The following is a 24,197-nucleotide window of genomic DNA, read 5'->3' as shown; positions in this document are numbered from 1 at the left end:
TGACTGTGATCGCGACCGAAAGCCTGAGCAAGCGGTTCCCCCGGGTGACCGCTCTTGACCGGCTCTCCGTGGACGTCGGGCCCGGTGTGACCGGACTCGTCGGAGCCAATGGAGCCGGCAAGTCCACACTGATCAAGATCCTGCTGGGTCTGTCCCCCGCCACCGAGGGCCGCGCCGAAGTACTCGGACTCGACGTCGCCACCGAGGGCGCCGCCATCCGCGAGCGGGTCGGCTACATGCCGGAGCACGACTGCCTGCCGCCGGACGTCTCGGCCACCGAGTTCGTCGTCCACATGGCGCGCATGTCCGGCCTGCCGCCCACCGCCGCACGGGAACGCACCGCGGACACCCTGCGCCACGTCGGCCTGTACGAGGAGCGCTACCGCCCCATCGGCGGCTACTCCACCGGCATGAAGCAGCGGGTGAAGCTCGCGCAGGCCCTGGTCCACGACCCCCAGCTGGTCTTCCTGGACGAGCCCACCAACGGCCTCGACCCGGTCGGCCGCGACGAGATGCTCGGCCTCATCCGCCGCATCCACACCGACTTCGGCATCTCGGTCCTGGTCACCTCCCACCTGCTGGGCGAACTGGAACGCACCTGCGACCACGTCGTGGTCGTCGACGGCGGCAAGCTGCTGCGCTCCAGCTCCACCACGGACTTCACCCAGACCACCACGACCCTCGCGATCGAGGTCACCGACACCGACGAGCACCCGGACGGCACCCGCGCGGTGCGCGACGCGCTCCGGGCGCGCGGAGTGACCGTCGAGGACGGCAGCGCACTGCCGGGCGCCGGACACGTCCTGCTGCTCACCGCGCGGGGCGAGGAGACGTACGACCTGGTCCGCGACGTCATCGCGGACCTCGGTCTCGGCCTGGTCCGCATGGAACAGCGCCGGCACCACATCTCCGAGGTCTTCAAGAACAGCGACGCGAGCAGCGGCGAGCAGCGGAAGGAGGCGGTCGGCCATGGCAACTGAACGGTCCACGCAGGCACCGGCCACCGCGTCGGGTGACACCCGCATCCACAACATCGGCTACCGCTCCTACGACGGCCCCCGCCTCGGCCGCTCCTACGCCAGGCTCTCGCTGTACTCGCAGTCCCTGCGCGGCTCCTACGGCCTCGGCCGCTCGGTGAAGTCCAAGGTGCTGCCGATGCTGCTGTTCGTGGTGATGTGCGTGCCCGCCGCCATCATGGTCGCCGTCGCCGTCGCCACCAAGGCCAAGGAACTGCCCCTCGACTACACCCGCTACGCGATCGTCATGCAGGCCGTCATCAGCCTGTACGTCGCCTCGCAGGCGCCCCAGTCCGTCTCCCGCGACCTGCGCTTCAAGACCGTGCCGCTGTACTTCTCGCGGCCCATCGAGACCGCCGACTACGTACGCGCCAAGTTCGCCGCGCTCGCCTCGGCCCTGTTCATCCTCACCGCCGCCCCCCTGCTGGTGCTGTACATCGGCGCACTGCTGGCCAAGCTCGACTTCACCGACCAGACCAAGGGATTCGCGCAGGGACTCGTCTCCGTGGCACTGCTCTCGCTGCTCTTCGCCGGCATCGGCCTGGTCATCGCGTCGGTCACCCCGCGCCGCGGCTTCGGCATCGCGGCCGTCATCGCCGTCCTGACCATCTCCTACGGCGCGGTCTCCACCCTCCAGGCGATCGCGGAGGTCCAGAGCGAGGGCAACACCGCCATCACCTGGATCGGCCTGTTCTCGCCGATCACCCTCATCGACGGCGTGCAGTCGGCCTTCCTGGGCGCGAGCTCCGCCTTCCCCGGCGGGGTGGGCCCCGGCAACGCCGAGGGCGTCGTCTACGTCCTGTTCACCCTCGGCCTGATCGCCGCCAGCTACGGCCTCCTGGTGCGCCGCTACAAGAAGGTGGGCCTGTGACCACGCTCAGCATCGACCACGTCTCCCGCTGGTTCGGCAACGTGGTCGCCGTCAACGACATCACCATGACCGTCGGCCCCGGCGTCACCGGCCTCCTCGGGCCCAACGGCGCCGGGAAGTCCACCCTCATCAACATGATGGGCGGCTTCCTCGCCCCCTCCACCGGCACCGTCACCCTCGACGGACAGCAGGTGTGGCGCAACGAGGCCGTCTACCGGCACATCGGCATCGTCCCCGAACGCGAGGCGATGTACGACTTCCTCACCGGCCGCGAATTCGTCCTCGCCAACGCCGAACTGCACGGCCTGGGCGCCAAGGCCGCCCAGCAGGCGCTCGCCACGGTCGAGATGGAGTACGCGCAGGACCGCAGGATCGCCACCTACTCAAAGGGCATGCGCCAGCGCGTGAAGATGGCGTCCGCGCTGGTCCACCAGCCGTCGCTGCTCCTGCTCGACGAGCCCTTCAACGGCATGGACCCGCGCCAGCGCATGCAGCTGATGGACCTGCTGCGGCGGATGGGCGACGAGGGCCGCACCGTGCTGTTCTCCTCCCACATCCTCGAAGAGGTCGAGCAACTGGCCTGGCACATCGAGGTCGTCGTCGCCGGCCGGCACGCGGCCAGCGGCGACTTCCGCAGGATCCGCCGCCTGATGACCGACCGCCCGCACCGCTACCTGGTGCGCTCCAGTGACGACCGCGCCCTCGCGGCCGCGCTGATCGCCGACCCGTCGACGTCCGGCATCGAGGTCGACCACGCCGAGGGCGCCCTGCGCATCCAGGCCGTCGACTTCGGCCGCTTCACCTCCCTGCTGCCGAAGGTCGCCAAGGAGCACGGCATCCGGCTGCTCACGGTCTCGCCGTCCGACGAGTCCCTCGAGTCCGTCTTCTCGTATCTCGTCACGGCGTAGGAGGCCGAAGATGTACGACCCCACAGTCGCCCGGCTCACCTACCGGGCCCTGCTCGGCCGTCGCCGGGCCCTCATCCTGGGCGCGCTGCCCCTGCTGCTGATCGTGATCTCGGTGGCCGTGCGCGTCCTCGCCGGTGCCGACGACCAGACCGCCGCCGACGTCCTCGGCGGGCTGGCGCTCGCCACCATGGTGCCGATCATCGGCGTCATCGCCGGGACCGGGGCCATCGGTCCGGAGATCGACGACGGCTCGGTGGTGTACCTGCTGTCCAAGCCGATCAAGCGGCCCACGATCATCTACACCAAGCTGATCGTCGCGGTCGCCGTCACCATGGTGTTCTCGGCGGTGCCGACCCTGATCGCGGGCCTCGTCCTGAACGGCAACGGCCAGCAGGTCGCCGTCGCCTACACCGTGGCCGCACTGGTCGCCTCCATCGCGTACGCGGCGCTCTTCCTGCTGCTCGGCACGGTCTCGCGGCACGCGGTGGTGTTCGGGCTGGTCTACGCGCTGGTCTGGGAGGCGCTCTTCGGCTCCCTGGTGCCCGGCGCGCGCACGCTGAGCGTCCAGCAGTGGTCGCTGGCGGTGGCGCAGAAGGTCTCCGGCGGCGACCTGGTCACCTCGGACGTGGGTCTGACGACCGCGACGGTGCTGCTGGTCGCGGTCACCGTGCTGGCCACCTGGTACGCCGGGCAGAAGCTGCGGTCGCTGACGCTGGCCGGCGAGGAGTGAGACCCCCCGCCGGTTCATTCGGTGGCGTCCGGATCGCCCGGCGGGCAGAGTGATGGTGTCCGTATCGCCGGGAAAGTCCGGCGTCATCCGCTGGGAGGGGAGTGGGGCGGTGTCCATGCACGGCACGTCCCGCCCCTGCCGGGGCAGCCCGTGGCGGACTCCGGAGTCATCCCCACCGCTCCGTTGAGTCCGCCCGTACGGGGAGCTGCCCGTGGCGGCCGCTTCGAGCACGCGCACAGGTGCTGTCGCGTGGGCCGCCCTTCCCTGCTTTCGCCCCTTCGGGGGAGTGCGGCGGGGCGGGCGGGGTCGCACGGCCCGCCGCTCGCGGGCGCCCCCACTCCCGCCCGCGCGCGAGCGGGAGGTACCCCACCGCCCCTGCGGCACGACCGCCCGCGGTCAGGGCAGGAGGCGCTCCACCACCGCCGCGATGCCGTCGTCCTCGTTGGAGGTGGTCACCTCGTCGGCGACCGCCTTCAGTTCCTCGTGGGCGTTGGCCATGGCGACGCCGTGGGCGGACCAGGCGAACATCGGGATGTCGTTGGGCATGTCGCCGAAGGCGATCGTCTCCGCGGCCTTCATGCCCAGCCTGCGTGCCGCCAGTGACAGCCCCGTGGCCTTGGACAGGCCGAGCGGGAGCAGTTCGACGATGCCCTCGCCCGCCATGGTGACGGTGACGAAACCGCCCGCCGCGCGGGTGGCCGCGTCGGCGAGCTCGTCCGAGGTCAGCGTCGGGTGCTGGATGTACAGCTTGTTCAGGGGCGCCGTCCACAGGTCCGACGCGTCCGTGAACGGGGTCGCGGGCAGGGCGCCCACCACCTCGTAGCCGGGGCCGATCAGCACCTCGCCGTCCACGCCGTCGCGGCTCGCCGCCAGGTGCAGCGGGCCGACCTCCGCCTCGATCTTGGCCAGCGCCACCCCGGCCAGCTGCCGGTCCAGCGTCACCGACGTCAGCAGGCGGTGCGCCCCGGCGTCGTACACCTGGGCGCCCTGGGCGCAGACGGCGAGGCCCTGGTAGCCGAGGTCGTCGAGTATGGGACGGGTCCAGGGCGCCGCGCGGCCGGTGACGACGATGTGCGCGGCGCCCGCCGCGGTGGCCGCGGCGAGCGCGTCACGGGTGCGGCGGGAGACCGAGTGGTCGTCCCGCAGCAGGGTGCCGTCGAGGTCGGTGGCGATGAGCCGGTACGGGAAGGACGCGGGGGTGGCGCTCACTTGGCGACCGGCTCCAGGATCTCCCGGCCGCCCAGGTACGGACGCAGCACCTCCGGCACGCGCACGGAGCCGTCGGCCTGCTGGTGGTTCTCCAGGATCGCCACGATCGTGCGCGGTACGGCGCACAGCGTGCCGTTGAGCGTGGCCAGCGGGCGCACCTTCTTGTCCTCACGGACGCGGATCGACAGCCGGCGCGACTGGAACTCGGTGCAGTCCGAGGTCGAGGTCAGCTCGCGGTACTTGCCCTGGGTCGGGATCCACGCCTCGCAGTCGTACTTGCGCGCGGCCGAGGAACCCAGGTCGCCCGAGGCGACGTCGATCACGCGGAACGGCAGCTCCAGCGAGGTCAGCCACTGCTTCTCCCACTCCAGCAGCCGCTGGTGCTCCGCCTGGGAGTCCTCCGGGGCGACGTACGAGAACATCTCGACCTTGTCGAACTGGTGCACGCGGAAGATGCCCCGGGTGTCCCTGCCGTGCGAGCCGGCCTCGCGGCGGAAGCAGGGCGAGAAGCCCGCGTACCGCAGCGGCAGCCGGTCGGCGTCGAGGATCTCGTCCATGTGGTACGCGGCCAGCGCCACCTCGGACGTGCCGACCAGGTAGAGGTCGTCCTTGTCCAGGTGGTAGACGTCCTGGGCGGCCTGGCCGAGGAAGCCGGTGCCCGCCATCGACTGGGGGCGCACCAGCGCGGGGGTCAGCATCGGCGTGAAGCCGGCGGCCGTGGCCTGGGCCATCGCGGCGTTCACCAGGGCGAGCTCGAGCAGCGCGCCGACGCCGGTCAGGAAGTAGAAGCGGGACCCCGAGACCTTGGCGCCGCGCTCCACGTCGATGGCGCCGAGGAGCTGGCCGAGCTCCAGGTGGTCCTTGGGCGCGAAGCCCTCGGCGTCGAAGTCGCGGATGCTGCCGTGCGTCTCCAGCGTGACGAAGTCCTCCTCGCCGCCGACGGGCACGTCGGGGTGGACGAGGTTGCTCAGTTTGAGCAGCAGCTCCTGGGTCTCGCTCGCCGCGGCGTCGCGGTCGGCGTCGGCCGCCTTGACGTCGGCCTTGAGCTGTTCGGCCTTCTTCAGCAGCTCGGCCTTCTCGTCGCCGGCCGCCTTGGGGATGAGCTTGCCGAGCGACCTCTGCTCGGCGCGCAGCTCGTCGAAGCGGACGCCGGACGACCTGCGCCGCTCGTCGGCAGACAGGAGGGCGTCGACGAGCGCGACGTCCTCTCCACGGGCGCGCTGCGAAGCACGCACACGGTCGGGGTCCTCACGAAGCAGGCGAAGGTCAATCACGCGGCCAAGGCTACCGGTGCGGGGTGACGCCTCACGACTCACTGGTGCGGCGCGAGGGAACACGTGGCGTTATGGGGGGATTGCGTGGCATGTTCCCTGCGGTCAATGAATGAGCCGCCCTCCCCGGAACGGGTAAGTCCGCGGGGTGCGAGTTGACCGGAGCCCCTTGTGCAGGGCGGAACTTGGCGTCGGTTGTCCACAGGCGGATGCGCTGCCGGGATGGTTATCCACAGGTTGTGGGGAAGATCTGTGGACTTCGGAATGGATCATTCCGAAACGCTTTCAGGCTGGAAAATCCCCAGGGCAAACTTCCCCGTTCCCCACTTTTGAGTGGAAAGGGATCATTCCAAAGGGTTGACCAAAGGAAAAGAGTGGACGAAGCGCGATACGCGGAACGATGAACAGGATCATGCCGTGTGGAGGGATTTGTCGATCGGGTGCGGTTTTGGTATCGACTTGTCCCCAGGTCAGACGACGTCCCTGTGGATAACTTCTGTGGACAAAAAATCAGCAGGTAGGACCGGGGCGCGCCGTCCCCGGACCCGTCAGAACCGTCCGTCCTGGCACCGTGCGACCCAGTCCGCCGCCTCGACGAACTCCTCGTCCGACGTCCCGGGGAACGGCGGAAGCACCTCCCCGGGACGTACGTCCGCACGCGGGTACGAGCCGAGGAAGCGCACCTGCAGACAGATCCGCTTGAGTCCCATCAGCGCCTCCGCCATCCGGCGGTCCGAGATGTGGCCCTCGGCGTCGACGCAGAAGCAGTAGTGGCCGATGCCGGCGCCGGTCGGCCGGGACTGCAGCAGCATCAGGTTGATGCCCCGGGTGGCGAACTCGCCCAGCAGGTCGCGCAGACCGCCGGGGTGGTCGTCGCGCTGCCACAGCACGACGGAGGTCTTGTCGGCGCCCGTGGGCGCGGCGGGCCGGGCCGGGCGGCCCACCAGCACGAACCGGGTCTGGGCGTTCTCCGCGTCGTGGATCCCCGTCTCCAGGGCCTCCAGGCCGTACCGGGCGGCCGCGAACTCACCGGCGAAGGCGGCGTCGTAGCGGCCCTCCTGCACCAGGCGCGCACCGTCCGCGTTCGAGGCGGCCGACTCCCAGACGGCGTCCGGGAGGTGCGTCTTCAGCCAGTTGCGGACCTGTGGCTGGGCGGCCGGGTGGGCGGTGACCGTCTTGATGTCCGACAGCCGGGTGCCCGGGCGGACGAGCAGTGCGAAGGTGATCGACAGCAGCACCTCGCGGTAGATCGTCAGCGGGGTGCCCGCGACCAGTTCGTCGAGGGTGGTGGTGATACCGCCCTCGACGGAGTTCTCGATGGGGACGAGCGCGGCCTCGGCCTCGCCGGCGCGCACCGCGTCGAGCGCGGACTGCACGGACACGTACGGGATCAGCTCACGGGTGGCCGCTTCGGGAAGCGTGCGCAGGGCGACTTCCGTGAAGGTGCCCTCTGGGCCGAGATACGCATAGCTCGCTGGCATGACCTCACCCTAATGGGCCCTGGCCGACGGCAGCCCCAGGAGAGCTCTCAGGGGTGATCCGGAACAGCCCTCAGGGGTGATCCGGGGCGTTTCTCATCCCTCCAGCAGCCGCTGTCCCACATACTCCCCCTCCGCCGCGCCGCCCGGCACCGCGAACAGCCCGCTCGCCTCGTGGCGGACGAACGGGGTCAGGGCGTCGCCCCGGTCGAGCTTGCGCTGCACCGGGACGAAGCCGCGCAGTGGATCGGCCTGCCAGCAGATGAACAGCAGTCCGGCGTCCGGCACCCCGTCCGCGTCGATGCCGTCGTGGTAGGAGAACGGGCGGCGGAGCATGGCGGCGCCGCCGTTCTGGTCGGGCCGGGTGATCCGCGCGTGGGCGTTGACGGGGACGACCAGGTTGCCCCGGGAGTCCGTCTTCTCCAGGTCCATCTCGGACGTCTCGGTGCCTCCGGACAGCGGCGCCCCGTCGGACTTGCGGCGCCCGATGACGCTCTCCTGCTCTTCGACGGACAGCTCCTCCCAGTCGTCGAGCAGCATGCGGATGCGGCGTACGACGACGTAGGAGCCGTTGGCCATCCAGGCGGGCTCGCCCCGGTCGGGGACGAAGATCCGCTCGTCGAAGTCGGAGTCGGCGGGCTTGGGGTTGCGGGTGCCGTCGACCTGGCCCATCAGATTGCGGGCGGTCATGGGGTGGGCGGTGGCGCCCGGTGAGCGGTTGAAGCCGTTCATCTGCCAGCGCACCCTGGCCGCCGAGCCCGCGTCCTTCTGGACGGCGCGCAGGGCGTGGAAGGCCACGAGGGCGTCGTCGGCGCCGATCTGCACCCACAGATCGCCGTCGCTGCGGGCCTTGTCGAGGCGGTCGGAGGAGAAGTCGGGCAGCGGGGCCAGGGCGGCCGGACGCTGTTTCTCCAGGCCGGTGCGTCCGAAGAAGCTGTGGCCGAAGCCGAAGGTGAGGGTCAGGGAGGAGGGGCCGGCGTCGCGGGCCACCCCGGTGTCGCCCTGTGCGCTGGGCTCGCCGGCCATCAGCCGGCGGGCGGTGTCCGACCAGCGGCGCAGCAGGGCGGCCGCCTCCTTGCGTCCGGCGCCGGGGGCGAGGTCGAAGGAGACGAGATGGCCGCGGGCCTGGAGCGGCTGGGTGATGCCGGGCTGATGTTTCACGTGGAACTCGACGCGGCTGTCGCCCACCGACGACAGCGGGGTGGCCGTGGCGGGCGCCGAGGCGTGTCCCACGACTCCGCCCGCCGCTCCGAGGACGAGCCCGGTGGCACCGGCCGTGCCGAGCAGCCGGCGTCGGGAGATGCCGTTCCCGGGGGCCCGGTCCCCGGGCGCCCCGCGGGGCGCCTCGGGGGTCCGGACCTGCGGAATGGACTGGTCAACCATGGTGGTTCAGCCGATCTTCGCGTTCTTCGAGACGGTCACCTGGTCGATGTCGGAGGTCCGTACGGTCACTTCGATCTTCCAGTCGCCCGTCATGGGGATCTGTACTCCGCTCGCCGACCAGTGCCCGGTGGTGACGCGGTCGGGGACGACGGGCAACGGCCCGATGTCCTGGGCGGAGAGGGTGAAGGCGAGCTTCACCTCGGGGATGTCGAGGGCCCGGCCGTCCTGGTCCATGATGTGGATGTGCAGCTTGTTGTCACCGGTCCGGGCGGGGTCGAGGTCGACGGTGACGACGCCCTTGCCGTTTTCACCGCCGGTGTCGAAGGGCATGTCCAGCGTCACCGCGCCGGTGCCCTGGCCGGTCGTGGCGGACGACGAGGACGAGGTGGAGGCGGCCGCCTCCACCTGCTGTTCGGTGCGCCCCGGCTCGGTCTGCGTCAGTACGGTGGTGACGGCGAGCAGGACGACGGCGACGCCCGCCTCGGCGAGCACGGAGCGGCGCAGACCGAAGCGGTGGGGGTCGGCGTCGCGCAGCCGCTTCTGCCGGGCGTTCTCCACCGCGGCCCGCTGTCGGGCGAGCTGGGCGGCCCGCACCTCATCGCCCTGCGCGGCCCCGGCCCCCCCTGATGTGACGGCCTTCTCGGAGGTGGTGGCCTTGCCCGCTCCCGCCGGCTGCTTCTCCTCCCCCTCCTCCTTCTCCTCCTCGCGTGCCGCGGGGGCCGGCGCCCCGGCCAGTCGTGCCGTCCAGCGACGGGAGACGGAGGCGATCGCGACCAGTACCGCCACAAGCCCGATCTTGACGAGCAGCAGCTGCCCGTACCGGGTGTCGGTCAGCGCCGACCAGGAGCCGAGCTGCCGCCAGCTCTGGTAGGCGCCGGTGAGAGCCAGGGTCACCACGCTGCCGAAGGCGAGCCGTGAGAACCGCTGGACGGCGTCCCGGCCGACCGGGGTGTCGGCGGGCGCCCGGTAGAGCGCGACGAGGAGGGTGGTGAGCCCGCCGAGCCAGGCGGCGACGGCCAGCAGGTGGAGCACGTCGACGGGCATGGCGACACCCGGCTGGAGTCCCTGGGAGGCGTGCTCGGACATGGCCCAGCTCGCGGCGAGCCCGGCCGCCACGACCGTCCCCCCGATCGCCAGTCCGAAGGTCAGGTCCCGCTTCTCCTCGGCTTCCCGTTTGTCGTAGGCGCCGAACAACACCGCGATGAACAGGGCCGCCACGGCGAGCAGCAGCAGCCGGGAGACGAGCGCCGCACCGGTCTTCGTCTGGAGCACGTCCCCGAGCAGCGACAGGTCGAAGACGTCGCCGGCCTTCCCGGAGGTGGTGTAGGAGCCGCGCAGGAGCAGCAGGGCGAGCGTGGCCGAGGTGAGCGCCAGCCATCCGGAGACGACCAGCCGCTGCACCACCCGCACCCCGGAACCGCGTCCCCAGCAGGCGAGCACGAAGGCGGCCCCGCCGGCCATGACGACGAAGCCCGCGTAGGAGACGTAGCGGCCGAAGCCGTACAGCCAGCCGATCGGGCCGTCGCCGGCGGTCTGTGCGGAGAGGGACACGGAGGTCTTCGACGGTGCGCCGACGGAGAAGGTGAAGGCGCCGGTGACAGGGTGGCTGTCCGCGGAGACCACCTGGTAGGCCACGGTGTACGTGCCGTCGGGCAGTCCGCTGAGCAGCCGCACGGTGTACGTCGTACCGCTGGGGTTGGCCGGGTCCCCCTTGTCGACCCGCTCGCCCTTGGGGTCGAGGACGCGCACGGCGTCGTCGCTCACCGCGATCTGTTCGGAGAAGGTGAGCGAGACCTGGGCGGGTGCCGTGTCGACCACCGCCCCCTGCCCGGGGTCGCTGCCGGTCAGCGCGGCGTGCGCGGAGGCGGGAGCGGCTCCGGCGAGGAGCGCGCCGGTGACGGCCAGGAGCAGCAGCACCAGGATCCGCACGCGGGGGGCGATGGTCTGGGTCACAGGGGTGTCTCCCTCAGTGTCCGGTCTTCGGGGTGTAGGTGGCCGGCTTCACCGGTATCTCGACCGTGACGGGGTCCGACTCGGCGAAGCGCAGCTCGACGGAGACCTTCTGACCCTGCTTCGGCTTCCGCTTCAGCTGCTCGAACATCAGATGGTTGCCGCCGCTCTCCAGCACCAGGCTGCCGTGGGCCGGGATGTCGAGGGCCTCGACCTCCCGCATGGCCCCGTCGACGGTCTCGTGCACGGTGACCTGGCCGGCGACGTCGCTGCCGACCGAGGTCAGCCGGTCCGCGGAGCCGCCGTCGTTGGTGATGGTGAGGAAGCCGGCGGCCATGTCGGAGACCGGCTGGGGCATGTACGCGGAGCCGACGGAGAGCTCCGCCGGGCCGTCGTCCGCGCCGCCGCAGCCGGCCAGGACCAGCGCCCCGGCGGTGAGCAGGGCCGCGGCTGCCGGGCGCCTCACGGGTTCTCCCCCTTGATGATCCTGGGAAGGTCCTTGGTGTAGTCCTCGACGGTGGCGTCCTCGCCGTAGAGGACGTAGCCGCCGTCGGTCTTCGGTGAGAAGGCGATGACCTGGGTGCCGTGGTCGGAGACGGTCCTGCCGTTGTCGTCCTTGCGCGGCGGGTCGATGGAGATGCCGATGCTGCGGGCGCCGGCCTGGATGGTGTCGAAGTCCCCGGTCAGGCCGATGACCTGGGGGTCGATGCCCTTGAGCCATGTGCCCAGCGCGGTGGGGGTGTCCCGTTCGGGGTCGGTGGTGACGAACACGATCCGCAGCCGGTCCTGCTGCTTCTCGGGCAGCTGCTGCTTGGCCACGGCGAGGTTGTTCATGGTCAGCGGGCAGACGTCGGGGCAGTGCGTGTAGCCGAAGTAGATCAGGGTCGGCCTGCCCGCGGTCTCCTCGCGGAGGTCGTACTCCTCGCCGTCGGTGTCGGTGAGGACGAGGTCCGGCTTCTCGAACGGCTTGTCGAGGACGGTGGCCGCCTTCTGGGAGCCGGCCTCCTCGGACACCACGGCGATGGGCTCGCCGTCGTCGTCGGAGCCGCTTCCGCAGGCGGACAGGGTGAGGGAGGCGGCGGCGAGCAGAGCCGCGGCCGCGAGGGTCTTCTTGCGCATGGATGGTCCTGGAAGGTGAGTGCTCCGGCGCGCACCGGGAACCCACGGGCCGTGGGCTGGCCGGTGCGCGCCGTCGAGAGGGGGAGGGGTCAGGCGGTGGTGCGCCGACGCCCGGCGAGGACGCCGTAGGCGACGCCCGCGGCGCCGACCACGATGCCGACGACGCCCAGGACGCGGGCGGTGGTGTCCGAACCGCCGGAGTCGCCCTCGTCGTCGGAGGCGGAGGTCCGGGCGGCGGCGTCCTCGGTCTCGTCGGAGGCCTTGTCGTCGGCCGCGGCGCCGTCCGAGTGGTCGTCGTCGGAGGCCTCGGACAGGGCGAGCACGGGGGCGGGGTGCTCGGGCTCCTCCTGGCCCTCCTGCGGGACCTCGATCCAGCGGACGACCTCCTTGTCGGAGTACGTCTGCAGGGCCTTGAAGACGAGCTCGTCGGCGTCCTCGGGCAGGGTGCCGACGGACACCGGGAACTTCTGGAAGAAGCCGGGTTCGATGCCGTCGCCCTTGGCGGTCCAGGTCACCTTGGAGACCGCCTCGTTGATCTTCTCGCCGTGCATCTCCAGCGGCTTGTCCAGCTTGGACTTGGTGACCTCGACGTCCCAGCCCTCGACCGGCTGCGGCATCACGGACGCCAGCGGGTGGTCCGTGGAGAAGGTGACCTCGAGCTTGACGGTCGAGGTGTCGTCCCGCTCGTTGGGGACCTTGAAGCCGATGACCGCGTAACCGCCCTTCGCGGCCTCACCCTCCGGCTGCACGCTGACGTGTGCGAAGCAGGGGGTGGACACGGCGAGGACGGCGGCACCGGCGACGGCGCCGGCGGCGGCGATACGGGAAGCCTTCATGGCAGAAGCACTCCGCTTCGATTGAGGTGTCACTGACGGTGAGGGGTGTGCCGCGCGCACGGCCGGACGGGCCCTTCGGGCGGGCCGGCCGGGCGTACGCGGAAACGGCCGCACGCGCGTGTGCCGCACGCCGGCGCCCCTCTCCCTCGGTCGAAGACCCGGAGTGGTGGTCGCCTCGTGTCAGGCGGCGAGGGCGAGTGCGGTGGCGGCGGCCGGCGGGCCCCGGCGGACCACCGTGTGGTGCAGCCCGGCGGAACGGGGCGGAAGCGGTGCGGGCAGCGCGGCGCGCGCCCTGCGCGGGGCCTCTTCCGGTGCTCCCGGGAGTCCGGCGCGCAGGGCGCGCACCAGGGCGAGCGCCGCGCGGAGGGACCGTACGAGAGCGGCCTCGGCGACGCCGTGCGCCGCCGGCCCGGTCAGCCGCAGCAGGGCCAGATCGCCGCGGCGCAGCAGCCACCCCGCGGCCAGTGCCGCGAGGACGTGGCCGAGCAGCATCGGCAGTGACGGCAGCAGGTCCGCCGGGGAACCCGCGGCGGCCTCCGCGTGGACGGGGGAGCCGGTGGGGTGGATCCGCGCGTCGACGAGGATGCGCTCGGCCCGCGCGGGGGTGATCTCCGCCGCGGTGGTCCCGCACAGCAGCCGCGCGGCCCGCGCGACCAGCGCGGCGTCGGAGAGCGCGGACGACGGAGCCGTGGCCGCTGCGCCGTGCTGTCCGAGGCCGAACAGCGTGTGCAGTGCCGTCTGGCCGCACGCCAGCAGCACCGCGATCCCCGGCAGCGACCTCGCACGTCCGGCGAGCGGTGCGGCGACCGCGAAGACCCCGAGGAAGCCCACGCCCAGCGTCCACGGCGGAACGGCGGACCGGGCGGCGAGCGTGTGCCCTGCCCCGGCCAGCACGACGCAGACCGCGGCGAACACCGCGGCCCGCAGGATCCGGAAGCCTCGTCCGGAGCGCGCCGTGCGCGGGTGGGGGGCAGTCATGGCGCGCTCATCATCGCACCGGTCCGTCGGCCGCCGTACGGCAGGTCCGCAAGATGAGGTACGACCGGAAGGTCGCTTCTGTTGCACCGTGCCCCACATACACCGGTCGGATCCACGACACATCCGCCATATGGGCGGTGTCACGTCAACTCCACGCTTACAGGTGAGGACTCAGGGCAATACGTAACGGTATGTCGAGCCGCAGCCAGGAGGCCGGAGCATGAGCATCTGGTGGTCACTCCATCTGCGGCGCGATGCCGCCAGCGTGCCGCTCGCCCGGCGCCTGCTGCTCGGCACCATGGAGACCGCCGGCGTCGACCCGGACATCTCCTACGACCTCTCCGTCGCCCTCAGCGAGGCCTGCGCCAACGCGGTCGAGCACGGCGGGGACACCACACGGGGGTGCGCCTCGGAGGCGTTCCGGGTGACGGCCTACCTCGACGGCGAGAAGTGCCGCATCGAGGTCACCGACGCGGGCCCCGGCTTTTCCGGCGCGGCCGGGAACCGCTCCCGGCCGTCGGCCCGCCCCGCCCCGTCCGACGCCGAGCACGGACGGGGCCTGTACCTCATCCGGGAGCTCGCCGACCACGTCCACATCGGCAACAAGCCGGGGCGCGGCGGCGCGGTGGTGAGTTTCGACAAGATCCTCAAGTGGCGCGAGGACGCCCCGCTCGTCGCCGTGTAGCGACGGCCGGGCACGCGCGTGCCCGGCCGTCGTGCGGCGCCGCCGGCCCCCGGCCCCCGGTCCCCGGCCCTCAGCCCTTGAGGCCCGCCATCCACGCCTCGACCTCGTCCGACCGCCGGGGCAGCCCCGCGGACAGGTTCCGGTTGCCGTCCGCGGTGACGAGGATGTCGTCCTCGATGCGGACGCCGATGCCCCGGTACTCCTCGGGCACGGTCAGGTCGTCGGCCTGGAAGTACAGACCCGGCTCGACGGTGAGCACCATGCCGGGCTCCAGCGTGCCGTCGACGTAGGTCTCGGTCCGCGCTGCGGCGCAGTCGTGGACGTCCATGCCGAGCATGTGACCGGTGCCGTGCAGCGTCCAGCGGCGCTGCAGCCCCAGCTCGAGCACCCGCTCCACGGGCCCCTCGACCAGCCCCCACTCGACGAGCCGCTCGGCCAGCACGCGCTGGGCGGCGTCGTGGAAGTCCCGGTACTTCGCGCCCGGCCGCACGGCGGCGATGCCGGCCTCCTGGGCGTCGTACACGGCGTCGTAGATCTTCTTCTGCAGCTCGGTGTAGCGGCCGTTGACCGGCAGCGTGCGCGTGACGTCGGCCGTGTAGTACGTGTGCGTCTCCACACCGGCGTCGAGCAGCAGCAGGTCGCCGGAGCGGACCGGGCCGTCGTTGCGCACCCAGTGCAGGGTGCAGGCGTGCGGCCCCGCGGCGCAGATGGAGCCGTAGCCGACGTCGTTGCCCTCCACGCGGGCGCGCAGGAAGAACGTTCCCTCGATGTAGCGCTCGCTGGTCGCCTCCGCCTTGTCGAGGACCTTCACGACGTCCTCGAAGCCGCGCACGGTGGAGTCGACGGCCTTCTGCAGCTCGCCGATCTCGAAGTCGTCCTTGACCAGCCGCATCTCGGAGAGGAAGACCCGCAGTTCCTCGTCGCGCTCGGCGGTGACCTTGTCGGTCAGCGCCGCCTCGATCCCGGCGTCGTACCCGCGGACGACCCGCACCGGTCCGGTGGCCTCGCGCAGCGCGCCGGCCAGCTCGCGGACGTCGGAGGCGGGGATGCCGTACAGCTGCTCGGCCTCGGTGAGGGAGTGCCGGCGGCCGACCCACAGCTCGCCCTGGCCGTCCAGCCAGAACTCGCCGTTCTCACGGTTGGAGCGGGGCAGGAGGTAGATCGTCTCCTTGTGGCCGTCCGTCGTGGGCTCCAGGACGAGGACGCCGTCCTCGGTCTGGTTGCCGGTGAGGTAGGCGTACTCGACCGACGCGCGGAAGGCGTACTCCGTGTCGTTCGACCGCGTCTTCAGGTTGCCCGCGGGGACGACCAGACGCTCGCCCGGGAAACGGGCGGAGAGCGCCGCGCGGCGGGCGGCGGTCTCCGCGGCCTGGGGGACCGGCCGCAGGTCGTGCAGCTCGGTGTCGGCCCAGCCGCTCTTCATGCTCTCGGCCAGCTCGTCGGACACGCCCGGGTACAGGCCGTTCTTGCGCTGCTTGACGGGCTCCTCCTCGGCAGTCTCCGGGGTCTCCGGCAGCTCCTCCGCCACGGTCATCCTCCTCGATACGGCACTGGACCGTCTCCCATCGTACGGTCGGGCGGAAACGGTCGAACGGGACGCGGACCCGTGACGGAGGGGAACGGGCGGGCCGCCGGGGCGGTCACTCGAAGCGCGCCGCCAGCAGCACCACGTCCTCCCCGGAGTCCGCCGTGCCCGCCCTCCCGGGCAGCACCGCGCGCAGGACGTGGTCGGCGACGGCGCCGGGGTCGTGGCGCAGCGCCTTCGGCACCCCGGCCGCGGCGGCGTGCAGCCGTGCGAAGGCGCGGTCGGTCGGGTCGCCGGTGCGGCGCAGCAGCCCGTCGGTGTAGAGCAGCACCGTCTCCCCCGGCTCCGCCTGGACCTCCACGCTGGGCGCCTCCCAGCAGGAGAGCATGCCCAGCGGCGCGGAGACCGAGGTCTCGACGAACTCGGTGCGGCGCCCGCCGAGCAGCAGCGGCGGACTGTGCCCGGCCCCGGCCAGCGTGATCCGGCGCAGCGCGGGTTCGCAGTAGCCGAACAGGGCGGTGGCCGACCGGGCCGGTTCGGTGAGCCGGAGCAGCAGCTCCAGGTCGGACAGGACGGCGACCGGATCCTCGCCCTCCATCACGGCGTACGCGCGCAGCGAGGCCCGCAGCCGCCCCATCGCGGCGACCGCGCCGGCCCCCGACCCGGTGACGGACCCGACGGCGAGACCGAGGGCGGCCTCCGGCAGCGGCAGCGCGTCGTACCAGTCGCCGCCCCCGTGCGGGGAGGTGCGGTGCCGCGCGGCGAGCCGGACCCCGGGGACCCGGGGGAGCCGGGAGGGCAGCAGCTCCTCGGCCATCGTGGCCATGCACGCGCGCGTGCGCTCCAGCTCGAGGAGCCGGGCGAGGTGCCCGGCAGCGTGGCGGACGTACAGGCCCACGAGGTGGCGCTGCCGCTCCGACGGCTCGGCCGGCTCGTCGTAGAGCCACACCGCGGCGCCGAGGCGTCCGGCGGGCCCGGTGGTGAGGGGGAGGGCGAAGCTGGCGGCGTAGTCGAGGCGGGCGGCGACCTCGCGGTGCCGGGGGTCGAGCCCCTTCTCGGCGAACAGGTCGGGCTCGGCGACGCCGTCGTCGGCGCCGGGCAGTCCGTCGAGGATCCTGCCGTACGACAGGGAGCCGCGCGGCACCGTCTCCAGGTGGCCGAGGTCCGCGCGGCCCAGCCCCAGACCGACGGTGGTGTCCGGGCCGAGACCGTCCGAGGGTTCCAGGGCGACGAGCCCGCGCCGCGCGCCGACCAGGGCGGATCCCGCGCGCAGCAGTTCCCGCAGCGCCTCGTCGAGCGTGCCCGCGCGGGCCAGGCGCTCGGTGAGTTCGTGGAGGGTGGTGAGGTCGGAGACCCAGCCGGCGAGCCGGTCCTGGAGCAGTGCGCCCGGCGCGCTCCGGGGGTGCGCCGGGGGAACCGGGGAGGCGCCGGATGTGACGGACGCGACAGTGTGGGCGGGTGAGGGAACCGTGGAATCGATTCCGGCCACTTTCGGAGGATGCGGGGCGTTCATGGTGTCCGGCTTTCCGGCCTGTACGTACTGCTCGAAAGCATCGCAAACCCCCATGTCGTTCTGCGTCGCCGGCAGTGTCTCCACATGTACACGTACTCGTGAGGAGATGTCCAGCATTGTCCTGCTGGGATTCCTGGTGTCCGCGGGGCCGGAGGAAACTCCCCGCAGACCCCTTGCCGAAATATGAGGTTGGCTTGAAACTGCCTCAGGGGGAGGCCTCTTGCGATCGACTGGCCTTGCTCGACGGAGCGTCACAACGGTCGTGATGGGTACGTACTCGGTGAAGGCCAGGAGCGGTGGGGAACCGCTCGGGAACCTGGCGACGGACCCGGGCGTCTTAACCACCGACGACCGTGCCCCATCCTCCCGTGGCGGAGGCGGAGAGAACCACGCGCGACGGCAAACGCCAGACTTCGCCACCCCCACGCCATGCCCGTACCTCCGATGGACGCGGTACGGGCGATCGGCCGCGGAGGCAGCCCATGCTCGGCCCCTGGGGGTTCCCCCTGCCCGGCGTGGGGGTGTGATGCGCCAACAGGTACGCACAGTGAAGTGATCGACACATGACGTGATCTGGACCACGGTGTTGCCAGGCGTGCAACGGAAAGGAACGAGCGCTCATGCGCGAGATCCTCGGAAGGCGACGCAGGCTCCTGTCCCGGCGCGGCGACGGAGGGCCCGATCTGATCGGCGCGGCCCTGACCTTCGCCGCGGACTGGCGGTGGCCCGTACTCCCGGGTGTGGCGGCGGACCCGCAGGGCCGGTCCCGCTGCGCCTGCCCCGACCCCGAGTGCACGGTGCCGGGCGCCCACCCGTTCGATCCCGGTCTCCTCGCCGCCACCACCGACGCGCGCATGGTGCGCTGGTGGTGGGGCAACCGGCCGACGGCGCCCGTCATCCTCGCCACCGGCGGCAAGGCCCCCTGCGCGGTGTCCCTGCCCGCCCTGCCGGCCGCCCGCGCCCTCGCCGCGCTCGACCGCCGCGGCATGCGGCTCGGCCCGGTCGTCGCCGCGCCGGCCCGCTGGTCGATCCTGGTGAAGCCGTACTCCATGGAGCAGCTGGGCGAGCTGTTGTACGCCAAGGACTTCGTCCCCGGCTCCCTCCGCTTCCACGGGGAGGGCGGCTATCTCGCGCTGCCCCCGTCCGGGACCGCGCAGGGCGAGGTCCGCTGGGAGCGCGCACCACTGCCCGGCTCGTCCTCGCCGTGGGTGCCCGACGTCGAGGCGGTGGTGGACGCCGTGGTCGACGCCCTCACCCGTACGGGTGTGAGCGCGCCCGAGGTGTAGCGGGACCGCGCACGGCGCCCCCGGCCGGGGGCGCCCGCCTGTCCCACGGGGCGGTGGCGGCCCGCGGCCACCGCGATCCGGGAGCAACTACCGGACGAGAACTGGCAGTTGGCGGGCAACCGCGTTCCGTGAGCGGGGGTCGGCACGCAAAGACCCGGTTGCTGGCGACGGGGGATGCACCAGCAACCGGGCTACTGGAACGGTAACAAGAGATCGGCGGTTCGCAAATTCGATCTCGGCTTTCCGGTCACCGACTGGCTTGTCCGGACCGGGAGTTGCTCACACGACGAGGGCGCGCGACAGGGCGGTTCCGCCGGCCGTCCGGCCGGCGGAACCGGGTGCGCGGCCGCGCCTCAGCTGAGCGTGACCTGGCGGTTGGTCAGTCCGCCGCGCGCACGGCGCTCGTCGGCGGTCAGCGGCGCGTCCACGGCCAGCGCGGCGGCGAGCCGCTCGGCGAACTCGGCCGCCGGCTTCTCCACGTCCTCGGCGCCGACCCCGCTGGGCAGGTCCCAGACCGGCACGGTGAGTCCGTGGGCGCGGAAGGAGCCCACGAGGCGGGTGCCCTCGCCGAGGGAGGAGCTCCCCGCCGCGTGCAGCCGCGCGAGGGCGTCCAGGAGCTGCTCCTCGGGGTGCGGCATGACCCACCGCAGGTGGTTCTTCTCGGGTGTCTCGCACCAGTACGCCGAGTCCACGCCCGACAGCTTGACGGTCGGGATGGCCGCGGCGTTGGCCCGCTCCAGGGAGGCGGTGACGTCCGGCGTGGCGTTCTCCGGGTCCGGGACCCAGAACTCGAACCCGCTGTGCACGACCGGCTCGAAAGTGCCCTCGGGGTCGAGCAGGTCCTGCAGCCGGGGGCCGTCGGCGGGAGCCCGCCGGGCCTGCACCGGTGTGCCCGGGTCCGCGGTGAGCGCGCGCTGCAGCGTGTCGGCGAGGTCGCGGCTGATGTCACCGGAGGAGGTGTCGTTCTGCAGGCCGAGCAGGACCGATCCGTCGTCGCGGCGCAGCGCGGGCCAGGCCATCGGCAGCACCGTGGCCAGCGTGACCGACGGAACGCCCTCGGGCAGGCCGCCCTTGAGCGTCAGCTCGACGGTGGCGGCCGGCACCAGCTCGCGCAGTGCCACCCAGTCGCACTCGCCCGGCAGGCCCTCGAACGGGCGGTGCACCAGCTCGGTCACCGCGTGCGCGGCGGCACGGCCGTGGCAGGCCTTGTAACGGCGGCCGCTGCCGCACGGGCAGGGCTCGCGGGCGCCGACGACCGGGATCTGCCCGTCCGTGAGCTGCGGGCGCTTGGCCTTCGTCTGGGGTCGCTTCTTGGCCATCGTGGGTGTCTCCCGGTTACGGCTCGTCTCGTACGGGCGCGAGCCTAGCCGTTCACGTCACGGGCGGCGGGAAACCGCGGGCGGACGTGCCGGGTCCGGGTGCCGGGGCCACCGCGCCGGGCCGGCGCCGTCCCCCGCCCGGGGCCGTCATCGGTCCAGGTCGTCGAAGACGTCCGCGAAGGCCTGCCCGGGGATGCGGGAGACCGCCGGCGCCGTCACCCGCGCGGCGAAGTCCTCCCGCCGGTGGCGGGCTCCGGCGTCCGGGTCGTACACGTCGTCGTGGACGACGACCCACACCGTGACCTCGCCCGGCACCTCGTCGCGCACGCCCCAGTCGTCGGCCAGCGCGGTGATGATGTTCAGCCCCCGGCCGCCGTGCGCCGTGACCGACGGGGTGGCCGGCGCCGGACGGGTCGGACCGCCGCCGTCCGTCACCTCCACGACGAGCCGCCCGCGCGGATCCACCCGCCACGCGGCGCGCACGTCCCCGTCGCCGGCCAGGGCGTCACCGAGTGGCCGGCCGTGTTTGCACGCATTGCTCAGCAGCTCGGAAAGGATCAGTACGGCATCGTCGACCACGGAGTCCGCCACGCCGCCGTCGCGCAGCTGCGCGCGCATCCGGCGCCTCGCCTCTCCCACGCCCGCAGGGCCATGGGGTACGGCCATGCTCGACGACGTGGGCACCTCCTGTGCCACCACCAACGCCACCCCCGAGACCTCCTTCGCCCCACGCCACGGTGTGGATGCCCCATGGGACTGAACCGGAAACCGGCCAGTCAAGGAGGGGTGACGCACTCGAAAGGCCGAGTACGCACCGAACGCGCCGGAGCACTCCCCGTAGCCGTATGGCTGGATTCCTTCGGTGTGGCCGAGATGCGAGGATGCGCCGGATCGGGGCGCGGGGTCAAGACGCGCGCATGGTGCTCTTGGGGCCGGTGGGGCGGATGGTTCGGTGCGCGGTCAGCGGCCGAGCTGATCGAGCACCGCGCGGGGGCGGTTGGTGATGATGGCGTCCACGCCGAGACGCACGCAGAGGTCCACGTCCTCCGGCTCGTTCACGGTCCACACGTGCACCTGGTGCCCGGACCGCATCAGGCGCTCGATGTACGCGGGGTGGCCGCGCACGATGCGGATCGAGGGACCGGCGATCCGCACACCGGCGGGCAGCCTCCCGTCGCGCAGCCGCGGTGAGACGAACTGCGTCAGGTGGACCGTGGGCAGTGTCGGCGAGACGGCGCGCACGCGGTGCAGCGACCGCGCGGAGAAACTCATCACGCGCACCGGGGAGTCCTCCGCGGTGGCGGGCGCGTCGAGGCCGAAGCGCTTGAGCAGCAGCAGCAACCGCTCCTCGACCTGTCCCGCCCACCGTGTGGGGTGCTTGGTCTCGATCGCCAGCCCGACCGGGCGCCCGGCGTCGGAGACCAGTTCCAGCAGCCGTTCCAGGGTGAGGACGGAGGTGGCCTCCCGGTCCTCGGGGCGGTGCTCCCAGTCGGGCTCCTCGACGCGCGGCCCCCCGAAGGCGTCGCGGCTCTTCCAGGAGCCGAAGTCCAGGGCGGCCAGGTCGGAGAGCTCGAGTGCCGACACCGCACCCCGCCCGTTGGACGTACGGTTGACGCGACGGTCGTGAACGCACACGAGATGACCGTCGGCGGTCAGGCGCACATCACATTCGAGCGCGTCCGCGCCGTCCTCGATCGCTTTGCGGTAAGCGGCCAGGGTGTGCTCGGGGGCGTCCTCGGAGGCCCCCCGGTGTGCGACGACTTCGGTCGGGTGCTGTCGTGCGTGGGTCACCGCGCCATGGTGCCACCGGGCGCGGGTGGACGTGAGCCCGGAGTGGTGTGAGCGGCGTCGCGGTTCGGTCGGAGACATCGGGGACGCACCTTATATGGGTAATGCCCTATATAAAGGATGACCCCGGACCCACAGGAACGGCTTATGGTGCCCTGACGGGTCGTGGGAAAAGCTGACGTCATACAAAGGGACATGCACAGCTGTATCGCGCCGGACCCGTGGACGGCCGTGAACGAGCGTGACCGAGTGCGACCGACAACAACAGCCGTGGATCGAGGAGAGAAGCTGTGAGCACCGAGAACGAGGGCACCGCGGTACCCCCGGCCCCCTCCGCCCCGCCGCCCGCGCCGGTGGATGCTCCCGCTGCTTCGGCGCACCAGGGGCACCCGGCCCCGGAAGCGGCTCCGGATCCCGGCCGTGCGGCGCCGCCGCCGGCGCCCGCGCAGCACGCCGGCCAGGGGTACGGCTCCGCTCCCCACGGCCCGGCGGGCGAGAGCGGCTGGGGCCCGCACGGCGCCCACGGGGGCCAGGACCCCGCCGCCTCCCCCGTCGCCCCCGATGCCTCCTGGCCCCCGCCCCCGCCGCCGTCCGCCCCCGCGTACGGCGGCGGCGGAGCCGGGTACGGTTCGGGCGGCTGGGGCTCCTCCTACCAGCAGCCGACGCCGAAGAGCGGCGGCGGGCGCGGCCGTATGCTCGCCGCGGTCCTGGTGGCCGCGCTGGTCGCGGGCGGCGCGGGCGGCGGCCTCGGCTACACGCTGGCCAAGGAGAACGACAGCAACGGCTCGACGACCGTCTCGGCGTCCACCAGCGGCGGCGACGTGAAGCGCGACCCGGGCACGGTCGCGGCCGTGGCCGCCAAGGCGCTGCCGAGCACGGTCACCATCGAGGCCGAGAGCGGCAGCGGCGAGGGCGGCACCGGCACGGGCTTCGTCTTCGACACCCAGGGGCACATCGTCACCAACAACCACGTGGTGGCGGACGCCGTCGACAGCGGCAAGGTCACGGCGACCTTCCCCGACGGCAAGAAGTACGACGCCGAGGTGGTCGGCCACGCCCAGGGCTACGACGTCGCGGTCATCAAGCTGGACGACGCCCCCTCGGACCTGAAGCCCCTGCCCCTGGGCAACTCCGACGAGGTGGCCGTCGGCGACTCGACGATCGCCATCGGTGCGCCCTTCGGCCTGTCCAACACGGTGACGACGGGCATCATCAGCGCGAAGAACCGCCCGGTCGCCTCCAGCGACGGCGCCGGCAGCCAGGCGTCGTACATGAGCGCCCTGCAGACCGACGCGTCCATCAACCCGGGCAACTCCGGCGGTCCGCTGCTGGACGCGCAGGGCAACGTGATCGGCATCAACTCCGCGATCCAGTCCACCAGCAACGGCGGCTTCGGCACGGGGCAGGCCGGTTCGATCGGCCTGGGCTTCGCCATCCCGGTCAACCAGGCCAAGTACGTCGCCCAGGAGCTGATCAGGACGGGCAAGCCGGTGTACGCCAAGATCGGCGCGTCGGTCTCCCTGGAGGACGCGGCGGGCGGCGCGAAGATCACCGAGCAGGGCGCGGGCGGTTCCGAGCCCGTGGACCCGGGCGGTCCCGCGGACAAGGCCGGTCTGAAGCCCGGCGACGTCATCACCAAGCTCGACGACCGGGTCATCGACTCCGGTCCCACCCTGATCGGCGAGATCTGGACCCACAAGCCGGGCGACGAGGTCACGATCACCTACGAGCGCGGCGGCAAGGAGCGCACCGCGGAACTCACCCTGGGTTCCCGCACGGGCGACAGCTGACCCCACCCGCGGGGGCCGGACCCGTTACCCTTGTCCCCGCGCCGCCGATCACCGGCGGTCGCGGGGAGGCGTGCCCGAGCGGCCGAAGGGAACGGTCTTGAAAACCGTCGTGGCAGCGATGTCACCGTGGGTTCAAATCCCACCGCCTCCGCCCAGGTCGTAGAGGCCGCGTGCCGGAAGGGGCGTCCCCCACGGGGGGCGCCCCTTCCGCCGTCTCCGCACGCGGGTCAGGGGCGTTCGCGGGTGGCCGGGTTGTTCAGGCAGAGCGCGATGTTGCGGACCGCGGCGGTGAGCTCCTCGATCACCCGGGCCGCCTGCTCGGCGTTGTGGAAGGACGGGCCTCCCGCCAGTGTCAGATCCAGTTCCTGCGCGGACCTGAGGGCCGGCTCGAGGCCCTCGGCGGAGGGGGAGGCGGGGGCGGCAGCGGCGGTGGGCGCCTCGGCCGCGGGCACGTTCGCACCCGTCGAGGGAAGCGGTGCCGGCGTCACCGGGTCCGCCACGGGCACGGGCCGGTGCGCCGGCCGCGCCCGAGCCGGCGCACC

21 protein-coding genes, 1 tRNA gene and 1 pseudogene are annotated in these 24,197 nt (G+C 72.4%); 8 read left to right on the top strand and 15 right to left on the bottom strand.

Annotation, left to right across the window (positions count from 1 at the left end):
* Positions 1–5 precede the first annotated feature (5 nt).
* The 4 genes from ABTY20_RS26355 to ABTY20_RS26340 are packed head-to-tail and all read left to right on the top strand — an operon-like array spanning position 6 to position 3,525.
* Positions 6–980, top strand: a complete 975-nt coding sequence (locus ABTY20_RS26355) for an ABC transporter ATP-binding protein (RefSeq protein WP_351999543.1) — start codon at positions 6–8, stop codon at positions 978–980.
* The gene (locus ABTY20_RS26350; RefSeq protein WP_351999536.1) at positions 970–1,887 is read left to right on the top strand and encodes an ABC transporter permease; all 918 of its coding nucleotides are present in this window, start codon (positions 970–972) and stop codon (positions 1,885–1,887) included. The genes ABTY20_RS26355 and ABTY20_RS26350 overlap by 11 nt, the downstream gene beginning before the upstream one ends.
* Positions 1,884–2,795: an ABC transporter ATP-binding protein gene (locus ABTY20_RS26345; protein WP_351999535.1), complete on the top strand. Its 912-nt coding sequence runs from the start codon at positions 1,884–1,886 to the stop codon at positions 2,793–2,795. The genes ABTY20_RS26350 and ABTY20_RS26345 overlap by 4 nt, the downstream gene beginning before the upstream one ends.
* Before the next feature lie 10 nt (positions 2,796–2,805).
* Positions 2,806–3,525 carry an ABC transporter permease subunit gene (locus ABTY20_RS26340; RefSeq protein WP_351999534.1) on the top strand — a complete coding sequence of 240 codons (720 nt, stop codon included), beginning with the start codon at positions 2,806–2,808 and terminating at the stop codon, positions 3,523–3,525.
* Positions 3,526–3,921: 396 nt separating this feature from the next.
* On the opposite strand, the gene ABTY20_RS26335 is transcribed toward ABTY20_RS26340, so the two are convergent.
* The 9 genes from ABTY20_RS26335 to ABTY20_RS26295 form a co-directional block, all read right to left on the bottom strand.
* Positions 3,922–4,734: an HAD family hydrolase gene (locus tag ABTY20_RS26335; RefSeq protein WP_351999533.1), complete on the bottom strand. Its 813-nt coding sequence runs from the start codon at positions 4,732–4,734 to the stop codon at positions 3,922–3,924.
* Positions 4,731–6,008 carry a serine--tRNA ligase gene (gene serS, locus ABTY20_RS26330; RefSeq protein WP_351999532.1) on the bottom strand — a complete coding sequence of 426 codons (1,278 nt, stop codon included), beginning with the start codon at positions 6,006–6,008 and terminating at the stop codon, positions 4,731–4,733. The genes ABTY20_RS26335 and serS overlap by 4 nt, the downstream gene beginning before the upstream one ends.
* Before the next feature lie 545 nt (positions 6,009–6,553).
* Positions 6,554–7,486: a prephenate dehydratase gene (gene pheA, locus ABTY20_RS26325; protein ID WP_351999531.1), complete on the bottom strand. Its 933-nt coding sequence runs from the start codon at positions 7,484–7,486 to the stop codon at positions 6,554–6,556.
* A 93-nt stretch (positions 7,487–7,579) separates the two neighbouring features.
* Positions 7,580–8,866, bottom strand: coding sequence for an iron uptake transporter deferrochelatase/peroxidase subunit (efeB, locus tag ABTY20_RS26320; RefSeq protein WP_351999530.1), 1,287 nt, complete (start codon positions 8,864–8,866; stop codon positions 7,580–7,582).
* Positions 8,867–8,872: 6 nt separating this feature from the next.
* A complete protein-coding gene (locus tag ABTY20_RS26315) occupies positions 8,873–10,819 on the bottom strand; it encodes a copper resistance CopC/CopD family protein (protein ID WP_351999529.1) in 1,947 nt (648 codons plus the stop codon).
* Between the two features lie 13 nt (positions 10,820–10,832).
* Entirely contained in the window at positions 10,833–11,282 is a 450-nt protein-coding gene (locus ABTY20_RS26310; RefSeq protein ID WP_351999528.1) for a copper chaperone PCu(A)C, read from the bottom strand.
* Positions 11,279–11,935, bottom strand: coding sequence for an SCO family protein (locus ABTY20_RS26305; RefSeq protein WP_351999527.1), 657 nt, complete (start codon positions 11,933–11,935; stop codon positions 11,279–11,281). The genes ABTY20_RS26310 and ABTY20_RS26305 overlap by 4 nt, the downstream gene beginning before the upstream one ends.
* 89 nt (positions 11,936–12,024) lie before the next feature.
* Positions 12,025–12,771 carry a YcnI family copper-binding membrane protein gene (locus ABTY20_RS26300; protein ID WP_351999526.1) on the bottom strand — a complete coding sequence of 249 codons (747 nt, stop codon included), beginning with the start codon at positions 12,769–12,771 and terminating at the stop codon, positions 12,025–12,027.
* A 180-nt stretch (positions 12,772–12,951) separates the two neighbouring features.
* Complete coding sequence (locus ABTY20_RS26295; protein WP_351999525.1) at positions 12,952–13,749, bottom strand: hypothetical protein; 798 nt, start codon at positions 13,747–13,749, stop codon at positions 12,952–12,954.
* 220 nt (positions 13,750–13,969) lie between these two features.
* Between ABTY20_RS26295 and ABTY20_RS26290 the strand changes: the two genes are divergently transcribed.
* Positions 13,970–14,434, top strand: coding sequence for an ATP-binding protein (locus ABTY20_RS26290; RefSeq protein WP_351999524.1), 465 nt, complete (start codon positions 13,970–13,972; stop codon positions 14,432–14,434).
* Positions 14,435–14,504: 70 nt separating this feature from the next.
* Here ABTY20_RS26290 and ABTY20_RS26285 read toward each other — a convergent pair whose 3' ends face one another.
* Together ABTY20_RS26285 and ABTY20_RS26280 are read right to left on the bottom strand one after the other, a co-directional pair.
* Positions 14,505–15,962 carry an aminopeptidase P family protein gene (locus ABTY20_RS26285; protein ID WP_351999523.1) on the bottom strand — a complete coding sequence of 486 codons (1,458 nt, stop codon included), beginning with the start codon at positions 15,960–15,962 and terminating at the stop codon, positions 14,505–14,507.
* A 112-nt stretch (positions 15,963–16,074) separates the two neighbouring features.
* Positions 16,075–17,589, bottom strand: a complete 1,515-nt coding sequence (locus ABTY20_RS26280) for a PP2C family protein-serine/threonine phosphatase (protein WP_351999522.1) — start codon at positions 17,587–17,589, stop codon at positions 16,075–16,077.
* A gap of 503 nt (positions 17,590–18,092) precedes the next feature.
* On the opposite strand from ABTY20_RS26280, the gene ABTY20_RS26275 reads away from it, so the two are divergent.
* Positions 18,093–18,758 (top strand): bifunctional DNA primase/polymerase, encoded by a 666-nt coding sequence (locus ABTY20_RS26275; protein WP_351999521.1) that lies wholly within the window; start codon positions 18,093–18,095, stop codon positions 18,756–18,758.
* Between the two features lie 353 nt (positions 18,759–19,111).
* On the opposite strand, the gene ABTY20_RS26270 is transcribed toward ABTY20_RS26275, so the two are convergent.
* From ABTY20_RS26270 to ABTY20_RS26260, 3 genes are all read right to left on the bottom strand, one after another.
* Positions 19,112–20,077: a DUF5926 family protein gene (locus tag ABTY20_RS26270; RefSeq protein WP_351999520.1), complete on the bottom strand. Its 966-nt coding sequence runs from the start codon at positions 20,075–20,077 to the stop codon at positions 19,112–19,114.
* A gap of 147 nt (positions 20,078–20,224) precedes the next feature.
* The gene (locus ABTY20_RS26265; protein ID WP_502991888.1) at positions 20,225–20,785 is read right to left on the bottom strand and encodes an ATP-binding protein; all 561 of its coding nucleotides are present in this window, start codon (positions 20,783–20,785) and stop codon (positions 20,225–20,227) included.
* 252 nt (positions 20,786–21,037) lie between these two features.
* Positions 21,038–21,868 (bottom strand): glycerophosphodiester phosphodiesterase, encoded by an 831-nt coding sequence (locus ABTY20_RS26260; protein ID WP_351999518.1) that lies wholly within the window; start codon positions 21,866–21,868, stop codon positions 21,038–21,040.
* A gap of 287 nt (positions 21,869–22,155) precedes the next feature.
* On the opposite strand from ABTY20_RS26260, the gene ABTY20_RS26255 reads away from it, so the two are divergent.
* The gene (locus ABTY20_RS26255; RefSeq protein ID WP_351999517.1) at positions 22,156–23,655 is read left to right on the top strand and encodes a S1C family serine protease; all 1,500 of its coding nucleotides are present in this window, start codon (positions 22,156–22,158) and stop codon (positions 23,653–23,655) included.
* A gap of 64 nt (positions 23,656–23,719) precedes the next feature.
* A tRNA-Ser gene (locus tag ABTY20_RS26250) sits at positions 23,720–23,806 on the top strand.
* A gap of 76 nt (positions 23,807–23,882) precedes the next feature.
* Here ABTY20_RS26250 and ABTY20_RS26245 read toward each other — a convergent pair.
* Positions 23,883–24,197 (bottom strand): annotated as a pseudogene (locus ABTY20_RS26245) (hypothetical protein); the annotation flags it as partial.

Origin of the sequence: Streptomyces sp. NPDC126497, assembly GCF_040302425.1 — a bacterium.
Classification (GTDB): domain Bacteria; phylum Actinomycetota; class Actinomycetes; order Streptomycetales; family Streptomycetaceae; genus Streptomyces.
Note: the sequence above shows the minus strand (reverse complement) of the source record. Positions and strands in the feature narration are given on the sequence as shown.